This is a genomic window from Streptomyces sp. NPDC028314 (genome assembly GCF_055565795.1).
This window is the reverse complement of sequence record NZ_JBVHTP010000009.1, coordinates 269478-295740: the sequence shown is the minus strand read 5'-3', so window position 1 is coordinate 295740 and position 26263 is coordinate 269478. Positions and strand designations below refer to the sequence as shown.

Here is a 26263-nt window from a genome sequence, read left to right as displayed (position 1 = left end):
GATGACCGCTGACTCCTCTTCCGAAAGGCGCTACGCACGCGCCATGTCCAGCCTCCGAGGGCTGGCGCTGGGTGATGCCCTCGGCTCCCAGTACTTCGTTCCCGTGAACTACCCGCTGCTCAAGCGGCGTGAGGTGCCCGGCGGCACCGAGCCCTGGCAGTGGACCGATGACACCGAGATGGCCTCCTCGGTGGTGGCCGTGCTCGCCGAGCACGGGCGCATCGACCAGGACGCCCTGGCGCAGTCCTTCGCCCATCACCACGACTTCGACCGCGGCTACGGGCCCGCCGTGAACCGGATGCTGCGCCTGGTCCGCGAAGGCGCGGACTGGCGTACCGAGGCGGCCCAGCTGTTCAACGGCCAGGGCTCGTGGGGCAATGGAGCGGCCATGCGGATCGCGCCGCTGGGCGCCTGGTACGCGGACGATCCCGAGCAGGCCACGCACCAGGCCGAGATCTCCGCGTACACCACGCACCAGCACCGCGAGGCGGTGTGCGGGGCCATGGCGGTCGCCGCGGCCGCCGCGCTGGCGGCGGCTCCTGGCGGGCCCCCGACGGCCGCCGACCTGCTGGACGCGGTGATCGCGCTGGTGCCGCGCAGCGCGGTCGGCGCCGGGCTGCGGCGGGCGCGCGGCATGCTGGACTACGACGACGCCACGACGGTCGCCGCCGTCCTGGGCTGCGGCCGGCGCACGACCGCCCATGACACGGTGCCGTTCGCGCTGTGGTCGGCGGCCCGGGCGCTGGACGACTACGAGCGGGCGTTCTGGACCACGGCGCAGGTCGGCGGAGACGTGGACACGACCTGCGCGATCGTCGGCGGAGTGCTGGGCGCGCGCGGCGACGAGGCGCTGCCGCAGGCCTGGGTGGCCCGGACCGAGGCCCTTCCGGCCTGGCTGCCGGCGGAGGCGCGCTAGAACGTCGAGGTCAGGGGGGTGTTCCGGTGCGGGGTTCCGTACCGGAGTACCCCCCTTTCGATTGTCACGGTCCTGACACAAGGGTCAGTTGAATCTGTTCAAAACTGCATACCGCAGGCCACTCTGTCCGCTGTGCCGCCGCCATTTCCCGCACTCCGGTGGCGGCCGACAGGGGAGGGAACCTGATGTCCGAAAACGCCGACAAGGCGAAACGTGAAGCGGCGGCCGGAGATGCGGCTGCCGCCGGGTCGGCGCACCCGGATACCGCGGCCGCGTCCGCTCCGGCGCCGGCCGCTCCGCCCGTTCCGGCCCCGGTGGCCCCGCCCGCTCCCGGGCTGCCCGGTCACGACCCGGCCGCCTGGCACGCCTGGCTGGTCCACCAGCACCACCTGCGCCAGCAGCAGGCCTACGCCGCGGCCGCCGCGAGGGCGGAGGCCTCGATCGGCAGGCGGATCCGCTCCGCCCCGGCCGCCCCGATCCGCACCGCCACCCTGGTCGCCGTGCTCGCCGCCGGTCTCGCCGCCGCCTTCCTCCTCGGAGACGGCATCGGCCCGGGCCTGCTCCTCGCGGCGCTGCCCGCGGTGGTCGCCGCGTACGTCTCCGCCCGCGCGGCCGGGCGCAAGGCCCGCCCCTGGACCCTGGTCTGGGCCCTCGGTTGCCTGGCCCTCCTCGCGGTGCCGGCCCTGCGCGACTCCGCCTGGCCGTCCAGCCTGGCGGTCCTGGCCGCCGTAGCGCTGGCCGGGCTGGCCCTTCACGGCACCCGCACCTGGCCCGGTGTGCTGCTCAGCCCTCTCGGGTTCGTCGACGCCGTCGGCTCCGGCATCGGCTGGGCCTGGGTGGGCGTGCGCTCGCGCGGGGACGGCGTGGACCGCGAGCGCTGGCTGCCCGTGGCCAAGGCGGCCGTGGTGGCGGCCGTGCTGCTGGCGGTGTTCGGCGCGCTGTTCGCCTCCGCCGACGCGGCCTTCGCGGATCTGCTCGAGGGTCTGACCCCCGATGTCTCCGTCGGTGACAGCCCGGTGCGGATCCTGCTGTTCCTGGCCGGCGCCGTCCTCGCACTGTCCGCGGCCCGCGCCGCGGCGGCCCCGCTGCGCTGGGACCGGATCCAGGTGAGCCCGGGGAAGGCGCGCTCGCGCGTCGAGTGGGCGCTGCCCCTCATCGTGCTGAACCTGCTCTTCGCCGGCTTCATCGCGGTGCAGCTGGCCGTACTGTTCGGCGGTTACGACAAGGTGCTGGACAGCACCGGGCTCAGCTACGCCGAGTACGCCCGGCAGGGCTTCTGGCAGCTGCTCTGGGCCACCGTGTTCGTCCTCGGCGTCATCGCGCTGGCGCTGCGCTGGGCCCCGCGCGACGGAGCCGGCGACCGCCGCTTCGTCCGGGCCGTCCTGGGCACGCTGTGTCTGCTGACCCTGGTCGTGGTCGCCTCCGCGGTGCGCCGGATGGACCTGTACGTCGACGCGTACGGGCTGACCCGGCTGCGGCTGTCGGTGGTCACCGCCGAACTGTGGCTGGGGCTGGTGGTCGTGCTGATCATGGCGGCCGGGGCGTTCGGCGGGCGCTGGCTGGCGCGGGTGGTCGTCGGCAGCGCCGCCGCCACCGTGCTGGCCTTCGGGCTGCTGTCCCCCGACGGGATCATCGCCGAGCGGAACGTGGCCCGCTACGAGCAGGACCACAAGATCGACCTGGCCTACTTCGGCTACCTGTCGGCCGACGCGGTTCCCGCCCTGGACCGGCTGCCCGAGCCCCAGCGGTCCTGCGCCCTGATCGGCATCCGCGACGACCTGTCGGAGGCGGGCGAGGGGCCCTGGTACGCCACCAGCCTGGGGGAGCACCGGGCCCGTCGGATCCTGCGCGAGCGTCCGGTCTCGGTCTCGCTCGGGGAGTGCATCCGGCTCGGCGTGTTCGGCAGCCGCAACGAGTAGCCCGGGAGCCCGGCGCCCCGGAGCTTCCGGGTGCCGGGCGGACCCGGGGCGGCCGGGGCGCGCGGACGGTCCCGCGCGCCTGGCCTTCGTACGACAGCCGGTGCTCAGCCGACCGGACCGGCCTTCTCGGCGGTCCCGTTGAGAGCCTCCAGGTCGCTCTTGCGCACCCGGATCACCAGCAGGGCGGTGGCCAGGGCGAGCCCGGCCATCGCCACGGCGGCGATGAAGGCGGTGGAGATCCCCTGGGTGAGGACGAGGTCCCCCCAGGGGTCCGGCATCCGCCCGGTCTCCTTGAAGGCGGCCAGCTGAGCGGGGTCGGCCTGCGCCACGAAGGCCGGAACCTGCTTCTCCGCCTCGGTACGGCCGGCCGTGCCGAAGACGGTCACGAGGATGGACAGGCCGAGCGATCCGCCGACCTGCTGGGCGGCGTTGAGCAGCCCGGAGGCCGCGCCCGCCTCCCTCGGCGCCACCCCGGAGACGGCGGTGAGGGTGAGGGTCACGAAGTTGAGGCCCATGCCGAAGCCGAACAGCAGCATCGGGCCCAGCACCCCGGACACGTACGAGCTGTCGGTTTCGATGAACGTCAGCCAGGTCAGGCCGGCGCCGGTGAGCGCGGAGCCGGTGACCATGAACGGCTTCGGCCCGAACCGCGGCAGGAAGCGCTGCGAGAGCCCGGCGGCGGTGACGATGGCGACGGTCACGGGCAGGAAGCCGAGCCCGGACTGGATCGGCGAGAAGCCCAGTACGTTCTGCACGAACTGGACGATGAAGAAGAACATGCCGAACATCGCGGCGGCGAGACCGAGCATGATCACGTAGGTGCCGGCGCGGTTGCGGTCGGCGAACATCCGCAGGGGGATGATCGGTTCGCGGGCCCGCGATTCGACCAGGACGAACAGGCCGAGCAGCACGACGGCGGCGGCGAAGGAGCCGAGGGTCAGCGGGTCCCGCCAGCCGTCCTCCGACGCGCGGATGAAGCCGTAGACGAGCGAGGCCATGCCGCCGGTGGAGCTGAGCGCCCCGGCGATGTCGAAGCGGCCGGGGTGGCGTTCGGACTCGCTGATGTAGAGCGGGGCCAGGACGGCGATCAGCACGCCGATCGGCACGTTGACGAAAAGGACCCAGCGCCAGTCGAGCCACTCGGTGAGCATGCCGCCCGCCAGCAGGCCGATCGCGCCGCCGCCCGCCGAGACGGCGGCGAACACCCCGAAGGCCCGGTTGCGTTCGGGGCCTTCGGCGAAGGTCGTGGTGATCAGGGCCAGCGAGGTCGGCGAGGCGATCGCGCCGCCGACCCCCTGGAGGGCGCGGGCGGCCAACAGCTGCCAGGGCTCCTGGGCGAACCCGCCGAGCAGGGAGGCGAGGGTGAAGAGCAGGATGCCGGTCATGAAGACGCGGCGCCGGCCCAGGATGTCGCCCGCGCGGCCACCGAGCAGCAGCAGGCCGCCGAAGGCGAGGGTGTAGGCGCTGATCACCCAGGACAGGTCGGTGGTGGAGAAGGAGAGCGCGGTCTGGATGTGCGGGAGCGCGATGTTCACGATCGTCGCGTCGAGGACGACCATGAGCTGGCAGGCGGCGATGACCGCCAGCGCCACCCCCGGGCGCCCCGGCCGTCGCGCCGCTCCGGGTATTCGCGGCGTGGCCAGTTGGGTGCTTGTCACTGAGGATCCCCCCGAAGTGAAATAGTGAACGCATTCGTTCACTGCGGGTCCACGGTAGGAGTCGAGCCTTAGTGAACACAAGCGTTCACTAGGGCTGGAAATTCGTGCGGCGGGTGCGCGGGTGGGTCGGAGGTATGGGGCATGGCGGATTCGCGCTGGTCAGATGTGGCGCCGGGACGCAGGAGGGGCCCGGAGCTGGAACGGGCGATTCTCGACGCCGCGCTCGAGCAGTTGAGCACGGTCGGCTGGAACGCGCTCACGATGGAGGCCGTCGCGGCGGGCGCGCGCACCGGGAAGGCCGCGCTGTACCGGCGGTGGCCGTCGAAGGCGGACCTGGTCGCCGAGGTGCTGCGGGCCGGGCTGCCACCGCTGGGTGAGATCGGGGACCACGGATCCATCCGCGAGGATCTTTACCGGCTGTGCGCGCAGATGCGCGACGTCATGAAGTCGCGCGCCGGCGAGGCTCTGCGTGCGGTGCTTCACGAATGCGATCACCATCATGCGGACCGGTTCCGCGAGGTGATCTGGAAGGGGCTGCACGAACCCGCTCAAGGGCTGATCAGAGGCCTTGTGGAACGCGGAATCAAAAGAGGCGACGTGCGAGCGGATGCGGCCGCTCCGTTCGTTACCGACGTGATCCCGGCGATGTTCATGTACCGCGCAAAGGTGTACGGAAGCGAATGGGAGGACCCGGACATCGCGGAACTGATCGACCGGGTCATGGTCCCGATGCTCAGACCGTGAGTCCCTCGGCCGACCCCGCGGTGCGCCCCGCCCGGGCCGGGGTGTGCAGGCGGCTCCGGGCGGCGTAACCTTGCTGGCGCCATGCCGTACGAAGCACCCACCCACGCCGTCGAACGCTCCCTCCGTGCAACCACCGGCGCCAAGGTCATCGCCGGGGTCGACGAAGTCGGACGAGGGGCCTGGGCCGGTCCCGTCACCGTGTGCGCGGCGATAACCGGTCTGCGCCGCCCGCCCGCCGGGCTCACCGACTCCAAACTGCTCACCCCCAAACGACGCGAAGCGCTGCTCGACGTCCTGGAGGACTGGGTCACCGCGCACGCGCTCGGCCATGCCTCTCCCGAGGAGATCGACGAACTGGGGATGACCGCCGCCCTGCGGCTGGCGGCGGTACGGGCTCTGGAGGCCCTGCCGGTGCGGCCCGACGCGGTGATCCTCGACGGCAAGCACGACTATCTCGGTTCGCCCTGGCGGGTCCGTACGGTGATCAAGGGCGACCAGTCCTGCGTCGCCGTCGCCGCCGCCTCGGTGATCGCCAAGGTCCGGCGCGACCGGATGATGGCCGAACTTCCGGAGCTGCCTGGACTGTCCGGAGGGGCTGGTCCGTCCGGAGGAACTGGTCTGCTCGGAGGGGCTGGTCTGCCTGGAGGGGCTGGTTTGCCCGGAGGGGTCGCCCTGGCCGAGCCGGCCGGGCCGGGCGAACGCGGCGGCAGGATCGCGGACTTCGCCTTCGCCGCGAACGCCGGCTACCCCTCGCCCGTGCACCGCGCGGCGCTGGAGGAACTGGGGCCCACCCCGTACCACCGGCTCTCGTGGTCGTACCTCGATGCGCTGCCGCGCTGGCGTCACCTCAAGAAGGTGCGCCGTAGCGAGGAGCAGACGGAGCTGGAAAACGGAGGCCAACTCGGCTTCGATTTCTGATCGCGTCCACGTGCCGCCCGCCGGTACGTTCGTACCGCTGTTTGATAGATGTCAACTCAAGCCTCTCACCACCGAGGAGCCTCAGATTCACGAGAGTGCCCAGGGTCCCCGCGTCACGCCGGCCGCGAGCCGCACCGCGCAGACCCCCCGCCCCGTACCTGGTCCGCGTCCCGCCGCCGTACCCCGGCCCGGGCGCCCCGGTCCCGTCCGACCCGCTCCGCCCGCTCAGCGTGCGGCGCAGGCAACCCCCGGACCCGTTCCCGCAGCCCCCAAGCCCGCCGCGCCGTCCGTCTCGGCGGCGGTGCCGCAGGTCCAGCTGATCCCGGCTTCCGCCGAGGGCGCGCTGGACGCGGCCGAAGAGGCCGTCGACCTGCTGCTCGACACCGGGCGCGCGCCCGGCGACATCCTGGTGCTCACCACCGGCGACCTGCACCCGTGGGCCGCACACGAACTGTCCTTCGGCGAGGCCGCGTACTGGGCCCAGCACGATGCCGGGGACGACGTCTTCTACGCGGACGCGGCGCAGGTGCAGCGTGCCGCGGGCCGTCCCGTCGTGGTCTTCGCGGCCAACGGCGGACCGGTCGAAGCGGCCGCCCGCGCTCTGCCGATCGCGCTCACCCGGGCCGGTGCGCTGCTGGTCGTGTGCGGCGACGCACAGCAGATCAACTCCGTTCTGGGTGCGGGCGTCTGACGCCCCGTTCCCGGTACGGGCAAGAGGCGGGGCAGGCCGTGAGCCGGCTCCGCTGAAGTCCGAGGCCTGACCCGCCGCACACCCGGTTCCGGGGCGCGGCTGCGAGGGCCGCCCGTGGCGCCGTGCTCCGCACGTGCCGCGGGACAGGCTTGTGGCGCCGGGTGGTGCCGTGTCCGTACGCCCGTCCGCGTACGCATGCGAGCACCCCACCGGGCCGCAGGCCATTGGCTTTTGTGGCGGCCGTACGCAGATGGGCGCGTGCGGTGGTCCGAGGCGGCGCGCGCTGCGGTACGAGGTCCGTCGTGCGCTGCGGTACGAGGTTCAGCGCGTGACCGGGGTGTACTGCGGTACGTGGCTGGGCCCGTGCGGTGGCACGGCGTCGGCGTGCGGCGGTACGGGGCTCAGCCCGTGGGGCGGTACGGGGCTCAGCCCGTGGGGCGGGTACGAGGTCCGGCGCGTGGGGCGGTACGAGGCTCAGCGCGTGCGGCGTACGGGGTTCAGCGCGTGCCGCGGTAGGGGGTTCAGCGCGCGGCTGTGCGGCGCAGGGGTTCGGCCGCGCCGCCGCCGGTGCGCAAGGCCATCGGGCCGAACTCGGCGACGGTCGAGCCGAGGGGCTCCGGCCGGGAGTCCGAGCTGGGCCGTCGCCCGCCGCGCCCCTCGCCCAGTACCTGCCAGCCGCCCCGGGTCAGCGTGATGTACGCACCGCAGCGCAGCCCGTGCAGGGTGCACGCGTCCCGCAGCCCCCACATCCAGGCGCCGTCCTCCTCCGTCCACCGTTCGTCCCCGTCGCGGCAGTACATCAGCACCGCGGTCCGTACCGGGGTCCGCCGTCTCAGGTCGTGCGGGAGGACCCGGCGCAGCCGGGACAGCAGGGCGTTGCGGTACTCCCAGCCGTCGGCCGAGGCCGTCCGCTGGACGAACGAGGCGCTCGCGACGAGCCGTTCCTCGGGGCCGAGGACCGCGATCACGGCGGTGGACGGCACCGGGTTGTGCCGCGAGTGCAGGCCGGTGACGATCTCGCGCGGATTGGCCAGCAGCGGAACCCCCGCCGCCGTCCACTCGGCGGGTTCGAGCAGCCTGCCGTGCCGGCTGGCGCCGCCGGTGGCCGTTGTCAGGGACGTGGTCGAGGGCGGGGCGAATCCGAAGGTCACGGTCCTCCCTTCGGGTACACGCCCGCGTACGGGCACGGCTGGGATGTGGGCGCGCCGCAGCACGGCCCTGGAGAGTGCCGACGAGCCGAGCGGGAGCACTCCGATTCTCGCGTGGCCCGCGAGCATGGGGCAATGAGCATTTGAGGCCGCCGACCGGAATTCGCCGGTATGCCGTTCATATCCTTGCCCCGCCACGCCGAAGATGACGCATTCGGCTATGGCTGAAGCGCGAGTACCAGCGGAAACACCTCCTTCGCTCCTGCTCGCCGGAGCAGCCTCGCGGCCACCGCGAGGGTCCACCCGCTCTCCGCGCGGTCGTCCACCAGCAGCACCGGCCCCGCGGCCTCGGCCAGCGTGGCCGCCAGTTCCGGGGGCACGGTCAAGGCCTGGTGGAGTCCGCGGACCCGCTGGGCGCTGTTCGACGAGGGCAGGCCGAACTCCGGTACCTGGTCGGTGTACGCGAGCGCGCCGAGCAGCGGCATCCGGCCCACCTCCGCGATCCGCGCGGCGAGGGACCCGACCAACTGGGGGCGGCTGCGCGAGGGCAGGGACACCACTCCCACGGGCCGGGCGGGGGCGTCCGCGGCCCCCGACGCCCAACCACCGGGCCCCCGCGCCCAGTCGGCGAGTACGGCCACCACGGCCTGCGCGACATCGTCCGGAACCGGCTGGTCGGGCGCTTGCTGAGCGAGCATCGGGCGGAGCCGGTTGCCCCATCCGATGTCGGAGAGCCGACCGAGCGCCCGGCCGGTGGCGGACTGTTCTCCGGCCGGAATCCGGCCCTTGAGGTCGACACCCACCGCCACGAGCCCGGTCGGCCACATCTTGCGCGGCTCCAGCTCCACGCCCGGGCGGCCCAGCTCGCCGCGCGCCGTGTCCAGCGCGGTGCTGGACACCTCCGCCGTGAACCGGGCTCCGGCGCAGTTGTCGCAGCGGCCGCAGGGCGCGGCCTCCTCGTCGTCGAGCTGACGGCGCAGGAACTCCATGCGGCAGTCGGTGGCCGCCGCGTAGTCGCGCATGGCCTGCTGCTCGGCGGCCCGCTGCCGGGCCACCCACGCGTAGCGCTCGGCGTCGTACACCCAGGGCTCGCCCGTCGAGGTCCAGCCGCCCTTCACCCGGTGCACGGCCCCGTCCACGTCGAGGACCTTGAGCATCGTCTCCAGACGGGTGCGCCGCAGGTCGACCAGCGGCTCCAGGGCCGGCAGCGAAAGCGGCCGGCCGGCCTGTGCCAGGACGTCCAGGGTGCGCCGGACCTGCGCCTCGGGCGGGAACGCGACGGAAGCGAAGTACTGCCAGATCGCCTCGTCCTCGCGGCCCGGCAGGAGCAGCACCTCCGCGTGCTCCACACCACGGCCGGCGCGGCCGACCTGCTGGTAGTAGGCGATGGGGGACGAGGGGGATCCCAGGTGCACCACGAAGCCCAGGTCGGGCTTGTCGAAGCCCATGCCCAGGGCGGAGGTGGCCACCAGGGCCTTGACCCGGTTGGCCTGGAGGTCGTTCTCCGCCTGCTCGCGGTCGGCGTTCTCGGTCTTGCCGGTGTACGAGGAGACGGTGTGGCCGCGGTGGCGCAGGTAGGCGGTGACCTCTTCGGCGGCGGCAACGGTCAGGGTGTAGATGATCCCGGATCCGGGCAGGTCGGCGAGGTGGTCGGCGAGCCAGGCCAGCCGGTGGGCCGCGTCGGGCAGGGTCAGCACCGACAGGCTGAGGCTCTCCCGGTCCAGCGGGCCGCGCAGGACCAGGGCGTCCGTCCCGGCGCCGGTGCCCAGCTGCTCCGCGACGTCGGCGGTCACGCGGGCGTTGGCCGTGGCGGTCGTGGCCAGCACGGGGACGCCCGGCGGGAGATCGGCCAGCATGGTGCGCAGCCGGCGGTAGTCGGGACGGAAGTCGTGCCCCCAGTCGGAAATGCAGTGGGCCTCGTCGACCACGAGCAGGCCGGTGGCGGCGGAGAGCTTGGGGAGCACCTGATCGCGGAAGTCGGGATTGTTGAGCCGCTCGGGGCTCACCAGCAGGACGTCGACCTCGCCCGCCGCGACCTCTGCCTGGATCGACTCCCATTCCTCGGGATTGGCCGAGTTGATCGTGCGGGCGCGGATACCCGCCCGGGCGGCGGCCTCGACCTGGTTGCGCATCAGCGCGAGCAGCGGGGAGACGATCACGGTGGGGCCGGCTCCGCTCGCCCGCAGCAGCGAGGTGGCGACGAAGTACACCGCGGACTTGCCCCAGCCGGTGCGCTGCACCACCAGGGCGCGGCGCTTGTGCGCGACGAGGGCCTCGATCGCCAGCCACTGGTCCTCGCGCAGCCGAGCGGTGCCCGTCGGGTCGCCCACGAGGCGGGCGAGAACGGAATCGGCTGAGGACCTCAGGTCTGGGTTCATGCCCCCATGCAACCTGATGGCTCTGACATCGCGCCAATGGCGCCCTGACCCTGTGGATATTGAATATTGGACCAGTTAGGGGGTTTCGGGGAGTTATCCACAGGGGTTTCGTGATCGGATCACGCACGGGACCGTCGACGCATGACGAAGAACCACGAACCACGCAGTCCGTCCGGCCGGCCGTCCATCACGCCGTCCGGAGCACCCACCGAACCCCAGATCACCCTGCGCAGCCCGGCCGAACTGGCCGACGCGCTGCCCTACATGCTCGGCTTCCATCCCACCGACTCGCTCGTGATGGTCGCCGTCCACGGCGAGGCCGGACGCTTCGGGGGGCGGCTGCGCGTCGGGATTCCCCCGGCACCGGCGGAATGGGAGGACACCGCCCGGCAGGTCGCCGAAACCCTGGTCCGGGGCAGCGAACGGCGCGCCGGCAAGCCCGACGGCATCGTCGTCTTCCTCTGCCAGGACCCGCGCGGCGGAGAGAGCGGGCAGCGGGTGATGACCCGGCTGCGGCCGCTCGCCCAACGGCTCCGGCTCGCCTGCGGCGCGCTGGACGTGCCCGTCCTGGAGGCCCTGTGCCTCTCCGGCGGCCGCTACTGGTCCTACACGTGCCCAGACGAGCGCTGCTGCCCGGCCGAGGGCAACCCGCTGGCCCTGGCGGGCACCTCGGTGATGGCCGCCGCGGCCACCTTCGCCGGGCTCCAGGTCAGGGGTTCGCTGAGGGAGATCGAGGGCCGCCTGACGCCGTTGGGCGGGGCGGAGGCCGTGGAACAGGAGAAGGCCCTGGAGCGGGCCGCCGTCGCCCTGGTGCCGAAGATCCTCGACGGCGCCACCCGGGAGGAGGTCGGCGCCGAGACCATCGCGCTCGCCCGGACCCTGATGCAGCGCATGACCCTCGCCCCGCCCGCCGAGACGGGCCCCGGCGCCGACGGCTGGGACGACGCCCTGCTCGGTCACGACGAGGCCGCCGCCGTGATCCTCGGCCTCCAGGACCGCGAGATCCGGGACATCGCCGCCGAGTGGATGGAGGACGAGGAGGCGGGCCCCGCCCTGAGGCTGTGGCGGGCCCTGGCCCGGCGCTGCGTCGGAGCCTACGGCGAGCACGCGGCGGCCCCGCTGACCCTGGCCGGGTGGGTCTCCTGGTCCGCCGGGGACGAGCCCACCGCCCGCATCGCGCTCGGCATGGCCCTGCGCGCGGACGCCGACTACCGCTTCGCCCAGCTGCTCCACCACGCCTGCAACGAGGGCATCGACCCCGAGGGGCTCCGGCAGTGCCTCCGGGAGGAGCGCAGGCGCCGGGAGCCCCGCCGCAAGCGCCCGGCCGGCACCACCCGGCCGCCCGGCCGCCGCACCAAGGCCGGCCGCCGGGAATCGCAGCGCACCACGGGGAGCGAGCAGTGATCCGGGACCGCGCCCATTGCGTCCGGCGGCTGCGCGCCACCCTCGGCCGGCGACTACGCCCACGGCGGGGACAGCCGCCGGGGCCCGTGACCCGGGCGGGGGTGAGGGCGTTCAGCTGGGGGGTGGTGGGGGTCCGGCCACGCCGCCGCCCAGCGAAACCGACCGGAGCGCAGACAAGGCGACGCATGGCTCACCCCGTACCCCCCGCCCGCAGGCCCGAACTGCCGCCCGTGCACGGCGCCGTCATCTGCGTCGCAGCCCCCTGCCTGGCCATCTCGCCGGAGCACGGCCAGCTGACCGGACAGGGCATCGACGGGCTCTACCGGGCCGGGATCCGGCTGCTCTCCCGCTGCGTACTGCGCGTGGACGGCCGGGATCCCGTCGCCGTCCAGGGGCGCAGCCTCGGTGCGGACCGGGCCGCCTTCACCGCCACGGTCCGCACCGGAGCCGAGGCCGGACCCGACCCCGACATCGGAGTGGAACGGGTCCGGCACGCCGACGGCACCGAGCGGATCACCCTGCGCAGCTACGCCGCCCGCCCCGTACGCGTGCCCGTGGAGCTCTCGCTGGGCACCGACCTGGCCGTGCTGGCCGCGGTGGCGGCGGGGCGTGCCGGGCCGCCGCTCCCCGCGGTGGTGCACGCCGCCGGGCTGCGCTGGAGCACCGGCGAAGCCCAGGCCGTCACCACCGCCGAGCCCCCGCCGGACGACGCCCTCGCCGCGTCCGGGCTACTGCGCTGGCAGCTCGAACTGGGACCGGGCCAGGCCCGCACCATCGAACTGCGGACCGGCCGGGACCGCACCGCGCGGGCCTCGGCCGGGCAGGTGGCGAACCCGTTGGCCGAAGCCCGTGCGGAGGGGGACGACCCGAGAGCCGAGATCTGGTTCCGGACCAGCCTCGAAGACCTGGGCGCGCTGCTGCTCAGGGACCCCGAGGAGCCGGCGGACGCCTTCGCCGCCGCCGGGGTGCCGTGGCGGCTCGGTCTGGCCCAGGCGGAGTCGCTGTGGGCCGCCCGGATGGCGCTGCCGCTCGGCACCGGCCTCGCCGCGGCCACCCTGCGCACCCTGGCCCGGAGCCAGGTCGGCGGCCGCGGCCCCGATGCCGGGAAGATCCCGGGTCCGCTGCGCGGCGCCGGACCGCAGCTGCCGCCGGGCTGCACCGGGACCGAAGCCACCCTGGCCTTCCCGGTGGTGCTCGCCGAGGCACGGCGGTGGGGGCTGCCCGAGGGGGAGGTGGCCCGGCTGCTGCCCGCCGCGGAGCGCTGCCTGGAGTGGCTGCGCGGGGCCCTCGGCAAGGACGGCTTCCTGGCCGATCCCGACCCGGGACCACGGCGCTGCGAGACCCAGGCCCACGCGCACCGGGCCGCACTGCTCGGCGCCGACCTGCTCGCCGGATGCGGGCGGCCCGGAGCCGACGAGTGGCGGGAGTGGGCGGCCGGGCTGCGGGAGCGGTTCCGGGCCGGCTTCTGGATCGACGGTCCGGACGGGGGGCGCCCCGCGGCGGCCCTGCATCCCGACGGACGGCCCCTGCCCCGGCTGACGGGAGCTGCCGCGCACCTGCTGGACACCGGGCTGCTGGGCGGTGGCCGGCTCGCCCCCGGCCTGCTCGACCCGGTCCGCACCGAACAGCTCGCCCGCCTGCTCGGAGCCCCCGCCATGGACTCGGGATGGGGGCTGCGGAGCATGGCGGCGCGCGAGCCGGGGCACAACCCCTTCGGCCACCGCTCGGGAGCGGTGCGGGCCCACGAGAGCGCGGTGGCGGTGTCCGGCCTGGCCCAGGCGGGCTTCGAGAAGGAGGCCGCCGGCCTGCTCCGGGGACTGCTCGACGCCGCCGAGACCTTCGGGTACCGGCTGCCGGAGATGTACGCCGCCGAGCAGCGCACCACCGGCAGCGCCCCGCTCCCGCACCCCGCGGCCTGCCGCCCGGCAGCGGTGGCCGCCGCGGCCGGGGTCCACGTGCTCACGGCGCTCGCCGGGATCCGCCCGGACGCACCCGCCGGCACGGTCGCCCTGAACCCGCTCCCGGGTACCCCCTTGGGCGCCCTCCGGCTCTCCGGGCTGCGGGTGTCGGGGGAGCCCTTCGCCGTCCGCGTCAGCCGCCTCGGCCTCGGCATGGTGGAGGAGGCGGCAGATGCGCTCCAACTGGGAGGCTAAGTTCCAGATCACTGTCTTCGGGATCACCAAAGCCCTGTTTATCGTCAGGCAGACGACTATGATCGCGGCATGTCGCCCTACGACCCGTCGGCCTATCCGCCCTTTGCCGTCACCGTCGACCTGGTCGTGCTCACCGTACGGCGCCACGCGCTCTGCGCGCTGGTCGTCCGACGGGGTGAGCAGCCGTTCCAGGGACGCTGGGCGCTGCCCGGCGGCTTCGTGCGCGGTGACGAGGACCTCGCCGCCGCGGCGGCCAGAGAGCTCGCCGAGGAGACCGGGCTGTGCGCGCACGACCCGGCCGTCCCCGGCGCGGGCAACGGGGCGCACCTCGAACAGCTCGCCACGTTCGGGGACCCGAAACGGGACCCCCGCATGCGGGTGGTCAGCGTGGCTCACCTGGTGCTGGCGCCGGACCTTCCCGCGCCCCGGGCAGGCGGTGACGCCAACAGCGCGCGCTGGGCCCCCGTCGATGAGCTCCTCGCGGCCGGCGACCAGGCCTCCGCCGGACTCGCCTTCGACCACGCGCGGATCCTCGCCGACGGCGTGGAGCGAGCCCGCTCCAAGATCGAGTACTCCTCCCTGGCCACCGCCTTCTGCCCGCCCGAGTTCACCGTCGGCGAGCTCCGCAGGGTCTACGAAGCCGTCTGGGGCGTGGCGCTCGACCCCCGCAACTTCCACCGCAAGGTCACCGGGACCCCCGGGTTCCTGGTTCCGGCCGGAGGGACGACGACCCGTCAGGGAGGCAGGCCGGCACAGCTGTTCCGGGCCGGAGGGGCGACGCTGCTCAACCCGCCCATGCTGCGCCCGGAAGTCTGACGCCCCCGCCCCACCATCGCGGGCAGCCGCAGCCGCAGCCGCAGCCGCAGCTCCAGCCGCAGCCGTCGCTCCACCCGCACCGTCGCCGGTCCGCCCGCGAGATTCCGCGCCCTTGCTCGGCCGGGCTCCGCTAGGTCGTCCACGAGGTCGCCCATGCGGGGCTCCGGAGCCGGCCGTCCCTGCGGGCCCCCGCGGGGCTGTCCACCCGGGCGTCCGTCCATACGTCCAACGGTCCGCCGACACAAGCGAGCCCGGGGCCCGCCTGCGTAAAAAATCGGACATATCGCGTTATCTTGCTTGCGGTATTCACACTGCCGCAGAGCGGTCTCACCCCCCGCGAGAGAAGCGATGCTCCAGGCCCTCGGACTCACCAGCACCCCCCGCCGCGACCTTCCGCCCCTCGTCGACGACCTCACCTTCGAGGCCCGCCCCGGATGCGTCACCGCCCTCCTCGGCGGGCCCGGCTCGGGCAAGACCACCGCGCTGCGGCTCATGCTCGAGCTGGAGCCCGGCCGCGGCATCACCTACTTCCGCGGCCGCCCGCTGCACCGGATCCCGCATCCGGGCCGTGAGGTCGGCGTGCTGCTCGGGGACGTTCCCGGCAACCCGTCGCGGACCGTCCGCAACCAGCTGCGGATGCTGTGCGCCGCCGCCGGGGTCCCGGCGTCCCGTGCCGACACCATGCTGGAAGTCGTCGGCATCGGCGGCCTGCGCGACCAGCGGCTCGGTTCGCTGTCGGTCGGCATGGAGCGCCGCGTCGGGATCGCCGCGGCACTGCTCGCGGACCCCTGCACCCTGCTCCTGGACGAGCCCGGCGCGGGCCTCTCCCCCCGCGAACGGGGCTGGCTGTACACGCTGCTGCGCGGTCACGCCGACCTCGGCGGCGCGGTGCTCTTCACCACCGCCGACGCCAAGGAAGCCGCCCGCGGCGCGGACCGGGTCGTCTCCATCGAGGCGGGCCGGCTCGTCGCGGACCAGGACGCGACGGAGTTCGCGCGGACCCGGCTCCGCCCCCGGGTCGCCGTGCGCACCCCGCACGCGGCCCGGCTGGCCGACATCCTGGGCCGGGAGGCCCGGGCCGCCCAGCGTGCCGTCGAGGTCGTCGCAGAGAGCGGCAGCCGCCTGTCGGTGTACGGCAGCAACTGCGCCGAGGTCGGGGAGGCGGCGTTCCGGCACGGGGTGCTGGTGCACCAGCTCGCGGACGAGACCGGCGACGCCGGAGCCCCGGTCACGCCCGTCCCGCAGGCCCGCACGGAGGCCCGTACGGCCGCCCACGCGGCGGCGGTGTCGGCAGCCCATGCCGAAGCCGGCCCGGTCACCGCCCCCGCGCCGGAGCCGGAACCCGCCGCAGGGCCGGCGCCCGTGCCCGGTCCCGCGTCCGAGGCCAGGCCCGCGCCCGCCCGCGCCCGCTACGCCCGCGCCGGGCGCCCCACCCAGCCGGTACGCCGGGTCGGCGGCCCGCTGAGGCCCCTGCGCTACGAACTGTGCCGGGTCTTCGGTACCGCCACCCCGGCCATGACCGCGGCCTTGGTCGGCACGGTCTCGGTGGCCATCGCCCTGATTCTCGCGCGGGCCGGCCACACCTCGCAGAACCGGCTGCTCGCCGCCTGGCCGCAATGGCTGCCGCTGCCCCCCGCCGCCCTCGGGGCCGGACTGCTCGGCGCCCTGGCCTTCGGCGAGGAGTACCGCTACCCCGCCCTCGCCGCGCACCGCGGCACCGTGCCGCGCCGGATGGGGCTGCTCACCGCGAAACTCGGGGTGTCCGCCTGCCTCGCCCTGCTGCTCGGAGCCCTCGCCGTCACCGCCGACGCCGCCGCCCTGGGTCTCGTCTTCGACGCCGGCCCGCTCCGCTCCCCGGCCCGGTGGCTCTCCCCGGCGGCGAGTTGGGCCGGGCTGCTCGTCGGCAGCGCCTGGGCCGGGGTCCTGGCCTCCGGTGTCTTCCGGTCCGCTGCGGCGGGCCTGGCAGCGGTGCTCGCCGTACCGGTGATGGTCGTACCGGTGGTGCGCAACGCGCTGCACGGACCGTCCGCGTACCCGGCGAGCGGGCTCGGATCCCGGCTGCGCGGCCTGTCCTGGTCGCCGTGGCCGCCCGAGGCCGACCGGGTGGTGATGGGCATCCTGCGGGTCATGGCCCAACCGGTCGGCACCGCGCTGGTGTTGTCGTTGATGGTCCTGTTGTGCGCCTATGGGTTCACAGGACTGCGCAGCCGGGTCCGCTGGTGAGGGATCGTTGGTGACCGTTACGGATCGGGACGGGGCGCCAACGGGACCGATCCCGTCCGCATCTCCCCACGCGGATCGCAACTCCCCGCAAAAGGCCCGGTTCTTTACGATAAGTCGTCAATTGCGTAGGTGGCACCGATCACCCTTTCGTGTGCTTTTCACCAAAGACCTCAAGGGTGAAGGAAGCACGACCGACAAAGGATTCGTGAGTACCCTTGCGCACACCATGATGACCGCCGCCCGCCATGCCGACTCCGGCCTCGCCGGCCCGGGCGAACTCGACCGCTACCCCTACGCGGAGACCCCCGGGGCCGACCGGGTCGGACCGCCCCACTGGGACGGCGCCGACGTCGAGTTGAGCCGCGTGGGCCGCCGGGCGGCGGGCAGCCGCGGCCGCGGACTCCACGGCCAACTCGTCCAGCAGCTCGGCCAGATGATCGTCTCCGGCGACCTCGGCGCGGACCGCCCGCTGGTTCCCGAGGAGATCGGCCAGCGCTTCGAGGTCTCCCGCACGGTCGTCCGCGAATCCCTGCGGGTTCTGGAGGCCAAGGGCCTCGTCAGCGCCCGCCCCAACGTCGGCACCCGGGTCCGTCCGGTCGCCGACTGGAACCTGCTCGACCCCGACATCATCGAGTGGCGGGCCTTCGGTCCCCAGCGCGACGACCAGCGCCGCGAGCTCAACGAGCTCCGCTGGACCATCGAGCCGCTCGCCGCCCGCCTCGCCGCCGGACACGGCCGCCCCGACATCCAGCAGCGGCTCGCCGACATGGTCGAGATCATGGGCCACGCCCTCGGGCAGGGTGATTCGATCACCTTCGCGCGCGCCGACAACGAGTTCCACGCGCTGCTGATCCAGGTCGCAGGCAACCGCATGCTGGAGCACCTCTCCGGCATCGTCTCCTCCGCCCTCCAGGTCTCCGGCAGCCCCGTCACTGCCTGCGACCGCCCCAGCGAGACCGGCGTCGCGCACCACGCCCGGATGGTCGAGGCCATCGCCGCCGGCGACGCCACGGGCGCCGAGAACGCCATGCGCCAGCTTCTGATGGTGCATCCGGAGGTCGAGCGCGTGGTTCCGGCCCCGCGCGAGCACTGACGGGCGGACGCGCACCGGCGCGGGGGTGCACCACGTGTCGCCGGGCCCGCACGGGGTCCGGCGACACCGGCGTGCGGGGCCGCCGGAAGGCCCCGGAACCGCGCGTACGACCGTATGCCCGGCAATGGCGTAAAAGTGGTGTGACTCGGGCCACGAAGATTGGGCGTAACGCTCCGCGACGTCACGCGATGACTTAAGAGGTGATGGCCGACGGAGGGAAGACAGCAGCCCTTGCGGGTGCTGTGCAGCTCCCCGGCCCCTGCCCGCGCCCCCGGCCCATCCCCAGTCGGTGGTCGTCGGCTCCGGTCCAGCACCACCAGGCCCGGGGTCGGAAGCCGTTCCCATCGTTCCGAGAGGTTGTTCGTGTCGGCCAGCACATCCCGTACGCTCCCGCCGGAGATCGCCGATTCCGAGTCTGTGATGGCGCTCATCGAGCGGGGCAAGGCCGAGGGGCAGATCGCCGGCGATGACGTGCGTCGGGCCTTCGAGGCTGACCAGATTCCTGCGACCCAGTGGAAGAATGTTCTGCGCAGCCTCAACCAGATCCTCGAGGAAGAGGGTGTGACGCTGATGGTCAGTGCCGCGGAGTCGCCCAAGCGCACCCCCCGCAAGAGCGTCGCAGCGAAGAGCCCGGCGAAGCGGACGGCGACCAAGACCGTCGCGGCCAAGACGGCGGCCGCCCCGACCGTCGCCGCCGCGGCCTCGGAAGCCGATACGGCGCAACCGGACACCGCGGAGGCCTTGGCGGAGGAGCCCGGCACCGAGCCCCCCGCGAAGAAGACGGCGACGAAGAAGGCGGCGGCCAAGAAGACCGCCACCAAGAAGACCGCCGCCAAGAAGACGGCGGCGAAGAAGACCGCCTCCAAGAAGGACGCCGACGAGGCCGGCGACGAGGAGTCCGCCGAGGAGGGCCCCGGGCCGGTCAAGGCCGAGTCCGAGGAGGAAGAGGACGGCGGCGAGAGCAAGGGCTTCGTCATCTCGGACGACGAGGACGACGCACCGGCCCAGCAGGTCGCGGTGGCCGGCGCCACCGCCGACCCGGTCAAGGACTACCTCAAGCAGATCGGCAAGGTCCCCCTCCTCAACGCCGAGCAGGAGGTCGAGCTCGCCAAGCGCATCGAGGCTGGGCTCTTCGGCGAGGACAAGCTGGCGAACTCCGACAAGCTCGCGCCCAAGCTCAAGCGCGAGCTGGAGATCATCGCCGAGGACGGCCGCCGCGCCAAGAACCACCTGCTGGAGGCCAACCTCCGTCTCGTGGTCTCCCTCGCCAAGCGCTACACCGGCCGCGGCATGCTCTTCCTGGACCTGATCCAGGAGGGCAACCTGGGCCTGATCCGCGCGGTCGAGAAGTTCGACTACACCAAGGGCTACAAGTTCTCCACGTATGCCACCTGGTGGATCCGGCAGGCGATCACCCGCGCGATGGCCGACCAGGCCCGCACCATCCGCATCCCGGTGCACATGGTCGAAGTGATCAACAAGCTGGCCCGCGTCCAGCGCCAGATGCTCCAGGACCTGGGCCGCGAGCCCACCCCGGAGGAGCTGGCCAAGGAACTCGACATGACCCCCGAGAAGGTCATCGAGGTCCAGAAGTACGGCCGCGAGCCGATCTCCCTGCACACCCCGCTCGGCGAGGACGGGGACAGCGAGTTCGGTGACCTCATCGAGGACTCCGAGGCGGTCGTCCCGGCGGACGCCGTGAGCTTCACGCTCCTGCAGGAGCAGCTGCACTCGGTGCTCGACACCCTGAGCGAGCGCGAGGCGGGTGTGGTCTCGATGCGCTTCGGCCTCACGGACGGGCAGCCCAAGACCCTCGACGAGATCGGCAAGGTCTACGGGGTCACCCGCGAGCGGATCCGCCAGATCGAGTCGAAGACGATGTCGAAGCTGCGCCACCCCTCGCGGTCCCAGGTGCTGCGCGACTACCTCGACTGACCGGGCCGGGCGGCGGGGGACGTACGCCGGTGGCCGCGCGGGTGCGCACGGCCGCCGGGCATCCCACTCTGGGTGGAGTCATGCACACCCGGAGTCAGGAGGCCTCATGCTTCGTCCCTTTGCCCGCGCCCTGGCGGGCGCGCTGACCCTGGTGGCGGGAGCGGCCGTGGCGCCGCTGGTCCAGGTGCCGCGGGCGGCGGCGGACAGCGTGGTCATAGGCGGGAAGCCGGTCAAGGTGGCGGACAGCCCCTGGGTGGTGGCCCTGGCCAGCCGTGACCGGTTCGGGGGTACCCGGGGCGGGCAGTTCTGCGGGGGCGTGATCGTCGCCCCGACCAAGGTGGTGACCGCGGCCCACTGCCTGGGCCGCCAGGTGCTGGGCGGCCCGGTCGAATCGGTTCCGGACTTCCGCGTGATCACGGGCCGTACGGAGCTTCGTGCCGCCGACGGCAAGGAGATCCCGGTGCGCTCGGCGAGGGTGAACCCGGCCTACGACCCCGGGAGCAATGCCGGCGACCTCGCCGTCCTGGAGCTGGCGGAGTCCGTTCCGCCGGAGTTCGTGCTCCCGATGGCGGGGAAGGGGCACACGGCATACGCCCCCGGCACCGAGGCGGCGGTGTACGGCTGGGGCGACACGAGCGGATTCGGCGACTACGCGTACGGGCTGCGCGCGGCGCGGGTGGAGGTGCTGTCCGACGAGGTCTGCGAGCGCGCCTACCCGGGAGACGCGGACGGACAGTACCGGGCCGACTCCATGGTGTGCGCGGGGGACCCGGGCGGCGGCAAGGACGCCTGCCAGGGAGACAGCGGGGGACCGCTGGTGGCGCAGGGGATGCTCGTCGGGGTGGTGTCCTGGGGCCGCGGCTGCGGCCGGGCGGACAGTCCGGGCGTCTACACCCGCATCGCTCCGCTGGCCGGCTTCGTGAGCGGCTCCGAGAGGGGCCCGCAGCCGGACGGGTACCCGGAGGGCGCGCGGGAGGCCCCGAGGGGCTCCGGACCCGCCGCACGGCCCGGGAAGGGCGCATAGCGGCTGGTCCGGGGGTCCCGGCGGCCGGGCGGAACCGGGCAGGCGCAGGACCCGCAGGCGGGCCGGCGCGCGCACGCAGGACCCGCAGGCGGGCCGGCCGCGCGGGCCCGGACATGAGGACGGGCGGCACCCCTGGGTCTCAGAGGTGTCGCCCGTCGACCGGCCTGGCCGGTCCTGGCTCGTCGGATGCGAGGTGTAGGCCTGTGTCAGCGGTCCTCGGTGTCGGCAGCATTCGCAGCCGGAGCGGACGTAAGCCGCTCGGTCTCATCCTGTATTTCCGCGGCGATCTTCTTGAGTTCCGGCTCGAACTTACGCCCGTGGTGGGCGCAGAAGAGCAGTTCACCGCCGCTCAGCAGGACGACGCGCAGATATGCCTGGGCGCCGCAACGGTCGCATCGGTCAGCGGCCGTCAGCGGGGTCGCGGGTGTCAGAACAGTAGTCACGTCGCCTCTTCTCTAGCTCGACGAGCTGTCGTACCAGGGTCAACATCCAACCAGGCCGAAAACGTTCCCGCTCGCGGCTTTCTTTCGAAACTTCCTTCCGAAGCTGGCCGGCCGTTGCCGGTTGGCGGCGAAGGAGCCGTATTGCGTTGCTTTACGGTTTCGCGTTGTCAGTCGTTCGCTTGTCGCAGTTCGCGTCCTCCCCGGCTGAGTGCCGGTTGTTCATGAGGACGTGCCCGAACCCTAAATGGTTCATGCGTCGAAGGGAACGTGATGTTTGCTTCACCCCCATGGGGGATCGAACATCCGTGCGGGCCTGCACTAGGCTGGGGAGGCCGCGAGGGTGGCGTTGCATCGGCTCTACCAGGCCTCGGTACCCTCTGAGCGGCAGCCGAGCCACCCCTGCGCCCGACCGGGCCAGAAAAGAAATTCAGCGAGGAGCGAACTGCGTGACCGCCGACACGTCCGTGCCTTCCAGCGCGCTGCTGTCCGGAGCAGACCGGGACGGTTCCAACTACACCGCGCGGCACCTGCTCGTCCTCGAAGGCCTCGAGGCCGTCCGCAAGCGCCCCGGGATGTATATCGGGTCCACCGACAGTCGTGGCCTGATGCACTGCCTCTGGGAGATCATCGACAATTCCGTCGATGAGGCCCTGGGCGGCTACTGCGACCACATCGAGGTGATCCTGCACGAGGACGCCTCCGTGGAGGTCCGGGACAACGGCCGCGGCATCCCCGTGGACGTCGAGCCCAAGACCGGCCTGTCCGGTGTCGAGGTCGTCATGACCAAGCTGCACGCCGGCGGCAAGTTCGGCGGAGGCTCGTACGCGGCCTCCGGCGGCCTGCACGGCGTCGGCGCCTCCGTGGTCAACGCCCTCTCGGCCCGCCTCGACGTCGAGGTGGACCGGGGCAGCTCGACCCACGGCATCAGCTTCCGCCGCGGCGTCCCCGGGATGTTCACGGAGCAGGGCCCCGACAGCCCCTTCGACCCGGCCAACGGCCTGCGCAAGATCAAGCGGATCGCCAAGGGGAAGACCGGCACCCGGGTCCGCTACTGGGCCGACCGCCAGATCTTCCTCAAGGACGCCAGGCTCGGCCTGGAGACGCTCTACCAGCGCGCCCGCCAGACGGCCTTCCTCGTGCCCGGGCTGACGATCGTCGTCCGCGACGAGCGCGGCATCGACGGCGCCGGCAAGACCGAGGAGACCTTCCGCTTCGACGGGGGCATCAGCGAGTTCTGCGAGTACCTCGCGCAGGACAAGGCCGTCTGCGACGTGCTGCGCCTGACCGGCACGGGAACCTTCAAGGAGACCGTCCCGGTCCTGGACGACCGCGGCCACATGACCCCCACCGAGGTCACCCGCGAGCTCGGCGTGGACATCGCCCTGCGCTGGGGCACGGGGTACGAGACGAACGTCAAGTCCTTCGTGAACATCATCGCCACCCCCAAGGGCGGCACCCACATCTCCGGCTTCGAGCGCTCCGTCGCCAAGACCGTGAACGAGGTGCTCCGCTCGGCGAAACTGCTGCGCGTCGCCGAGGACGACGTGGTCAAGGACGACGCGATGGAGGGCATGACGGCCGTCGTCACCGTCCGTCTCGCCGAGCCGCAGTTCGAGGGCCAGACCAAGGAGGTGCTCGGCACCTCCGCGGCCACCAGGATCGTCGCCGCCGTGGTCGCCAAGGAGCTCAAGGCCTTCCTGACCTCCACCAAGCGTGACGACAAGCAGCAGGCCCGCGCCGTGATGGAGAAGGTCGTCGCGGCCGCCCGGACCCGGATCGCCGCCCGTCAGCACAAGGAGGCGCAGCGCCGCAAGACCGCGCTGGAGTCCTCCTCGCTGCCGGCGAAGCTGGCCGACTGCCGCAGTGACGACGTGGACCGCAGTGAGCTGTTCATCGTCGAGGGAGACTCCGCCCTCGGCACGGCCAAGCTTGCCCGGAATTCCGAATTCCAGGCGCTTCTGCCGATCCGCGGCAAGATCCTCAACGTCCAGAAGTCCTCCGTCTCGGACATGCTCAAGAACGCCGAATGCGGCGCGATCATCCAGGTCATAGGAGCCGGCTCGGGCCGGACCTTCGATCTCGACGCCGCCCGCTACGGGAAGATCGTCCTGCTCGTCGACGCCGATGTGGACGGCGCGCACATCCGGTGCCTGCTGCTCACGCTCTTCCAGCGGTACATGCGGCCGATGGTCGAGGCGGGGCGGGTCTTCGCGGCCGTGCCGCCGCTGCACCGGATCGAGCTGGTCCAGCCGAAGAAGGGCCAGGACAAGTACGTCTACACGTACTCGGACAACGAGCTGCGCCAGACGCTGCTCGAGTACCAGCGCAAGAACATCCGGTACAAGGACGCCATCCAGCGCTACAAGGGCCTCGGCGAGATGGATGCCGACCAGCTCGCGGAGACCACGATGGACCCCCGCTTCCGTACCCTGCGCCGGATCAACATCGGTGACCTGGACTCGGCCGAGTCCGTCTTCGATCTGCTCATGGGCAACGAGGTCGCCCCGCGCAAGGAGTTCATCACCAGCTCGGCGGCGACCCTGGACCGCTCGCGCATCGACGCCTGAGCCGTCCGGCGCACACCGAAACCCCGGCACACCGGTGCTCTTCACCCATCACCTGATGGAGTGAAGAGCACCGGTACATCAGTCCGGAAAACATCGATTCCGCACATCCTTGTGGGCACGCGGCCAATGCGGCGGCGGACAAGGAGAGTTCGGTGGACAAGCACGAAGGTCGTGATGCCGGAACGATCCGGCTGGACGACCCCTGGTACGACGCGCTGGCGGTCGGCTGGGGAGAGGGCGCGGCTGAGGACACGCTGCCTCCCCGTCCGGTCCCGGACGACCGGTCCGCTCCCGGCGCATCCGACATCTACCTGGAAGTGCAGCGCAGCGCGGCCTTCCAGGAGGTGCGCAGCCGCTACCGAAGGTTCGTCGTCCCCGCAACCGTCGGCTTCTTCCTCTGGTACGTCGCCTACGTGATCGCGGCGACCGCGGCTCCCGGCCTCATGGCCCGCCAGGTGGTGGGCTCCGTCAACGTGGCCCTGGTGGCCGGCCTGGGCCAGTTCCTCAGCACCTTCGTGCTGACCTGGGCGTACGCCCGGCACGCGAGGCTGCGCCGGGACCGGGCCGCGCTGGACCTGCGCTGGACGGTCTTCGAGCAGGAGCGCGACCAGGAACGGATCCGGACCCGGGAGGCGGGGCGGTGAACACCGAACACCAGACCCTCGCGCTGATCCTCTTCAGCGTCTTCATCGCGGTCACCCTCGGCATCACCACGTGGGTCAGCCGGAACCGGCACGGGTCGGCCGAGGAGTTCTATGCGGGCGGTCGGCTGTTCTCCCCCTTGGAGAACGGTTTCGCCATCGCGGGCGACTACATGTCCGCCGCTTCCTTCCTCGGCATCTCCGGCCTGATCGCCCTCTTCGGCTACGACGGCCTGCTGTACTCGGTGGGCTTCCTGGTGGCCTGGCTGGTGGTCCTCTTCCTCGTCGCCGAACTGGTGCGCAACTGCGGGCGGTTCACACTGGCCGACGTGGTCGCCGCCCGGATGAGCGAGCGGCCGGTGCGGATCGCGGCCGGCACCTCCTCCGTGGTGGTCTCGGTGCTGTACCTCGTCGCGCAGATGGTCGGCGCGGGGAGCCTCGTGGGCCTGCTGCTCGGGGATTCGAGTACGGCCGCGCGGACCCTGACCGTGATCGGCGTCGGCGCTCTGATGGTGGTCTACGTGTCCTTCGGGGGGATGCGGGCCACCACCTGGATCCAGATCGTGAAGGCCGTACTGCTGATGGGCGGGGCGATCACGCTGACCGTGCTGGTGCTCCTGCGCTTCCACGGGAACTTCGACCAGCTGCTGACCAGTGCCGCCGAACGCAGCGGTCACGGCAGCCGGTTCCTGAACCCCGGCCTCAAGTACGGGGGCGACTGGACCGCCCGCTTCGACTTCATGAGCCTCGGGCTCGCGCTGGTGCTGGGCACGGCCGGGCTGCCGCACATCCTGTCCCGCTTCTACACCGTGCCGACGGCGCGGGCGGCCCGCCGGTCCGTGGTCTGGGCGATCGCGCTGATCGGCGGCTTCTACCTGATGACCATCGTGCTCGGCTTCGGGGCGGCCGCGCTGCTGGGGCCGCAGGAGGTCAGGGCCTCCAACGCCTCGGGTAACACGGCGGTTCCGCTGCTGGCGGCATACCTGGGCGGGGGAGCCGACAGTACGGGTGGCGCGGTGCTCTTCGCCTTCGTGGCCGCCATCGCCTTCGCGACCATCCTCGCGGTGGTCGCCGGGATCACCCTGGCGTCCTCGGCCTCCGTGGCGCACGACCTGTACGCCTCCCTCAAGCGCCGGCACGCCAAGCAGCGCAGCGAGGTCGCGGTGGCCCGGGTCGCGGCCGTGGGGATCGGAGCCGTGGCGATCGGGGTCGGGCTGGTCGCCCAGAACCTGAACGTGGCGTTCCTGGTGGGACTGGCCTTCGCGGTGGCCGCCTCCGCGAATCTGCCGGTGCTGATGTACTCGCTGTTCTGGCGGGAGTTCACCACGCGCGGAGCCGTCTGGTCGGTGTACGGGGGGCTGGTGCCGGCGATGCTGCTGGTGGTGCTGTCGCCCGTGGTCTCCGGCAGTCCCGAATCCCTCTTCCCGGGGGTGGACTTCCAGTACTTCCCGCTGCAGAACCCGGGGATCGTCTCGATCCCGTTGGGCTTCCTGGCGGGGTGGCTGGGCACGGTGACGTCGGCGGAGGAACCGGATGCGCGCAAGCACGCCGAGACGGAGGTCAGGTCCCTGACGGGGGCCGGGGCGGTGTGA

The 26263-nt window shown here is 72.8% G+C and carries 19 protein-coding genes; 15 read left to right on the top strand and 4 right to left on the bottom strand.

The window, feature by feature from the left end; all coding sequences use genetic code 11:
- The first annotated feature begins 1 nt into the window (after position 1).
- Complete coding sequence (locus tag ACZ4TG_RS22125; protein ID WP_468165338.1) at positions 2 to 916, top strand: ADP-ribosylglycohydrolase family protein; 915 nt, start codon at positions 2 to 4, stop codon at positions 914 to 916.
- A 185-nt stretch (positions 917 to 1101) separates the two neighbouring features.
- Entirely contained in the window at positions 1102 to 2835 is a 1734-nt protein-coding gene (locus ACZ4TG_RS22120; RefSeq protein WP_468165336.1) for a DUF4153 domain-containing protein, read from the top strand.
- A 104-nt stretch (positions 2836 to 2939) separates the two neighbouring features.
- On the opposite strand, the gene ACZ4TG_RS22115 is transcribed toward ACZ4TG_RS22120, so the two are convergent.
- The gene (locus ACZ4TG_RS22115) at positions 2940 to 4493 is read right to left on the bottom strand and encodes an MFS transporter (protein ID WP_468165334.1); all 1554 of its coding nucleotides are present in this window, start codon (positions 4491 to 4493) and stop codon (positions 2940 to 2942) included.
- 141 nt (positions 4494 to 4634) lie between these two features.
- Here ACZ4TG_RS22115 and ACZ4TG_RS22110 point away from each other — a divergent pair, with 141 nt between their 5' ends.
- The 3 genes from ACZ4TG_RS22110 to ACZ4TG_RS22100 all read left to right on the top strand — a co-directional run bounded on the left by ACZ4TG_RS22110 (position 4635) and on the right by ACZ4TG_RS22100 (position 6846).
- On the top strand, positions 4635 to 5237 hold the full coding sequence (locus tag ACZ4TG_RS22110; RefSeq protein WP_468165332.1) for a TetR/AcrR family transcriptional regulator: 603 nt from the start codon (positions 4635 to 4637) through the stop codon (positions 5235 to 5237).
- Between the two features lie 81 nt (positions 5238 to 5318).
- Positions 5319 to 6155 carry a ribonuclease HII gene (locus ACZ4TG_RS22105; protein WP_468165330.1) on the top strand — a complete coding sequence of 279 codons (837 nt, stop codon included), beginning with the start codon at positions 5319 to 5321 and terminating at the stop codon, positions 6153 to 6155.
- Positions 6156 to 6192: 37 nt separating this feature from the next.
- Positions 6193 to 6846, top strand: a complete 654-nt coding sequence (locus tag ACZ4TG_RS22100) for a hypothetical protein (protein ID WP_468165492.1) — start codon at positions 6193 to 6195, stop codon at positions 6844 to 6846.
- A gap of 521 nt (positions 6847 to 7367) precedes the next feature.
- Here ACZ4TG_RS22100 and ACZ4TG_RS22095 read toward each other — a convergent pair.
- Together ACZ4TG_RS22095 and ACZ4TG_RS22090 are read right to left on the bottom strand one after the other, a co-directional pair.
- Positions 7368 to 7997 carry a hypothetical protein gene (locus tag ACZ4TG_RS22095; RefSeq protein WP_468165328.1) on the bottom strand — a complete coding sequence of 210 codons (630 nt, stop codon included), beginning with the start codon at positions 7995 to 7997 and terminating at the stop codon, positions 7368 to 7370.
- Positions 7998 to 8212: 215 nt separating this feature from the next.
- Positions 8213 to 10372, bottom strand: coding sequence for a RecQ family ATP-dependent DNA helicase (locus ACZ4TG_RS22090; protein ID WP_468165326.1), 2160 nt, complete (start codon positions 10370 to 10372; stop codon positions 8213 to 8215).
- A gap of 141 nt (positions 10373 to 10513) precedes the next feature.
- Here ACZ4TG_RS22090 and ACZ4TG_RS22085 point away from each other — a divergent pair, with 141 nt between their 5' ends.
- The 7 genes from ACZ4TG_RS22085 (at position 10514) to ACZ4TG_RS22055 (ending at position 21020) form a co-directional block, all read left to right on the top strand.
- A complete protein-coding gene (locus ACZ4TG_RS22085) occupies positions 10514 to 11776 on the top strand; it encodes a DUF4192 domain-containing protein (RefSeq protein WP_468165324.1) in 1263 nt (420 codons plus the stop codon).
- Between the two features lie 185 nt (positions 11777 to 11961).
- Positions 11962 to 13929, top strand: a complete 1968-nt coding sequence (locus ACZ4TG_RS22080; protein ID WP_468165322.1) for a glycogen debranching N-terminal domain-containing protein — start codon at positions 11962 to 11964, stop codon at positions 13927 to 13929.
- 69 nt (positions 13930 to 13998) lie between these two features.
- Positions 13999 to 14745, top strand: a complete 747-nt coding sequence (locus ACZ4TG_RS22075) for an NUDIX hydrolase (RefSeq protein ID WP_468165320.1) — start codon at positions 13999 to 14001, stop codon at positions 14743 to 14745.
- A 348-nt stretch (positions 14746 to 15093) separates the two neighbouring features.
- Complete coding sequence (locus ACZ4TG_RS22070; protein WP_468165318.1) at positions 15094 to 16968, top strand: ATP-binding cassette domain-containing protein; 1875 nt, start codon at positions 15094 to 15096, stop codon at positions 16966 to 16968.
- A 151-nt stretch (positions 16969 to 17119) separates the two neighbouring features.
- Positions 17120 to 18061: a FadR/GntR family transcriptional regulator gene (locus tag ACZ4TG_RS22065; protein WP_468165316.1), complete on the top strand. Its 942-nt coding sequence runs from the start codon at positions 17120 to 17122 to the stop codon at positions 18059 to 18061.
- A 363-nt stretch (positions 18062 to 18424) separates the two neighbouring features.
- Positions 18425 to 19996 carry an RNA polymerase sigma factor gene (locus ACZ4TG_RS22060; protein ID WP_468165314.1) on the top strand — a complete coding sequence of 524 codons (1572 nt, stop codon included), beginning with the start codon at positions 18425 to 18427 and terminating at the stop codon, positions 19994 to 19996.
- Between the two features lie 106 nt (positions 19997 to 20102).
- Positions 20103 to 21020, top strand: coding sequence for a serine protease (locus ACZ4TG_RS22055; RefSeq protein WP_468165312.1), 918 nt, complete (start codon positions 20103 to 20105; stop codon positions 21018 to 21020).
- 206 nt (positions 21021 to 21226) lie between these two features.
- Here ACZ4TG_RS22055 and ACZ4TG_RS22050 read toward each other — a convergent pair whose 3' ends face one another.
- Positions 21227 to 21463, bottom strand: a complete 237-nt coding sequence (locus tag ACZ4TG_RS22050; RefSeq protein WP_030239625.1) for a DUF7455 domain-containing protein — start codon at positions 21461 to 21463, stop codon at positions 21227 to 21229.
- A gap of 446 nt (positions 21464 to 21909) precedes the next feature.
- Between ACZ4TG_RS22050 and ACZ4TG_RS22045 the strand changes: the two genes are divergently transcribed.
- From ACZ4TG_RS22045 to ACZ4TG_RS22035, 3 genes are all read left to right on the top strand, one after another.
- A complete protein-coding gene (locus tag ACZ4TG_RS22045; protein WP_468165310.1) occupies positions 21910 to 24030 on the top strand; it encodes a DNA gyrase/topoisomerase IV subunit B in 2121 nt (706 codons plus the stop codon).
- 152 nt (positions 24031 to 24182) lie between these two features.
- A complete protein-coding gene (locus tag ACZ4TG_RS22040; protein ID WP_468165308.1) occupies positions 24183 to 24674 on the top strand; it encodes a DUF485 domain-containing protein in 492 nt (163 codons plus the stop codon).
- Positions 24671 to 26263, top strand: a complete 1593-nt coding sequence (locus ACZ4TG_RS22035; RefSeq protein ID WP_468165306.1) for a solute symporter family protein — start codon at positions 24671 to 24673, stop codon at positions 26261 to 26263. The genes ACZ4TG_RS22040 and ACZ4TG_RS22035 overlap by 4 nt, the downstream gene beginning before the upstream one ends.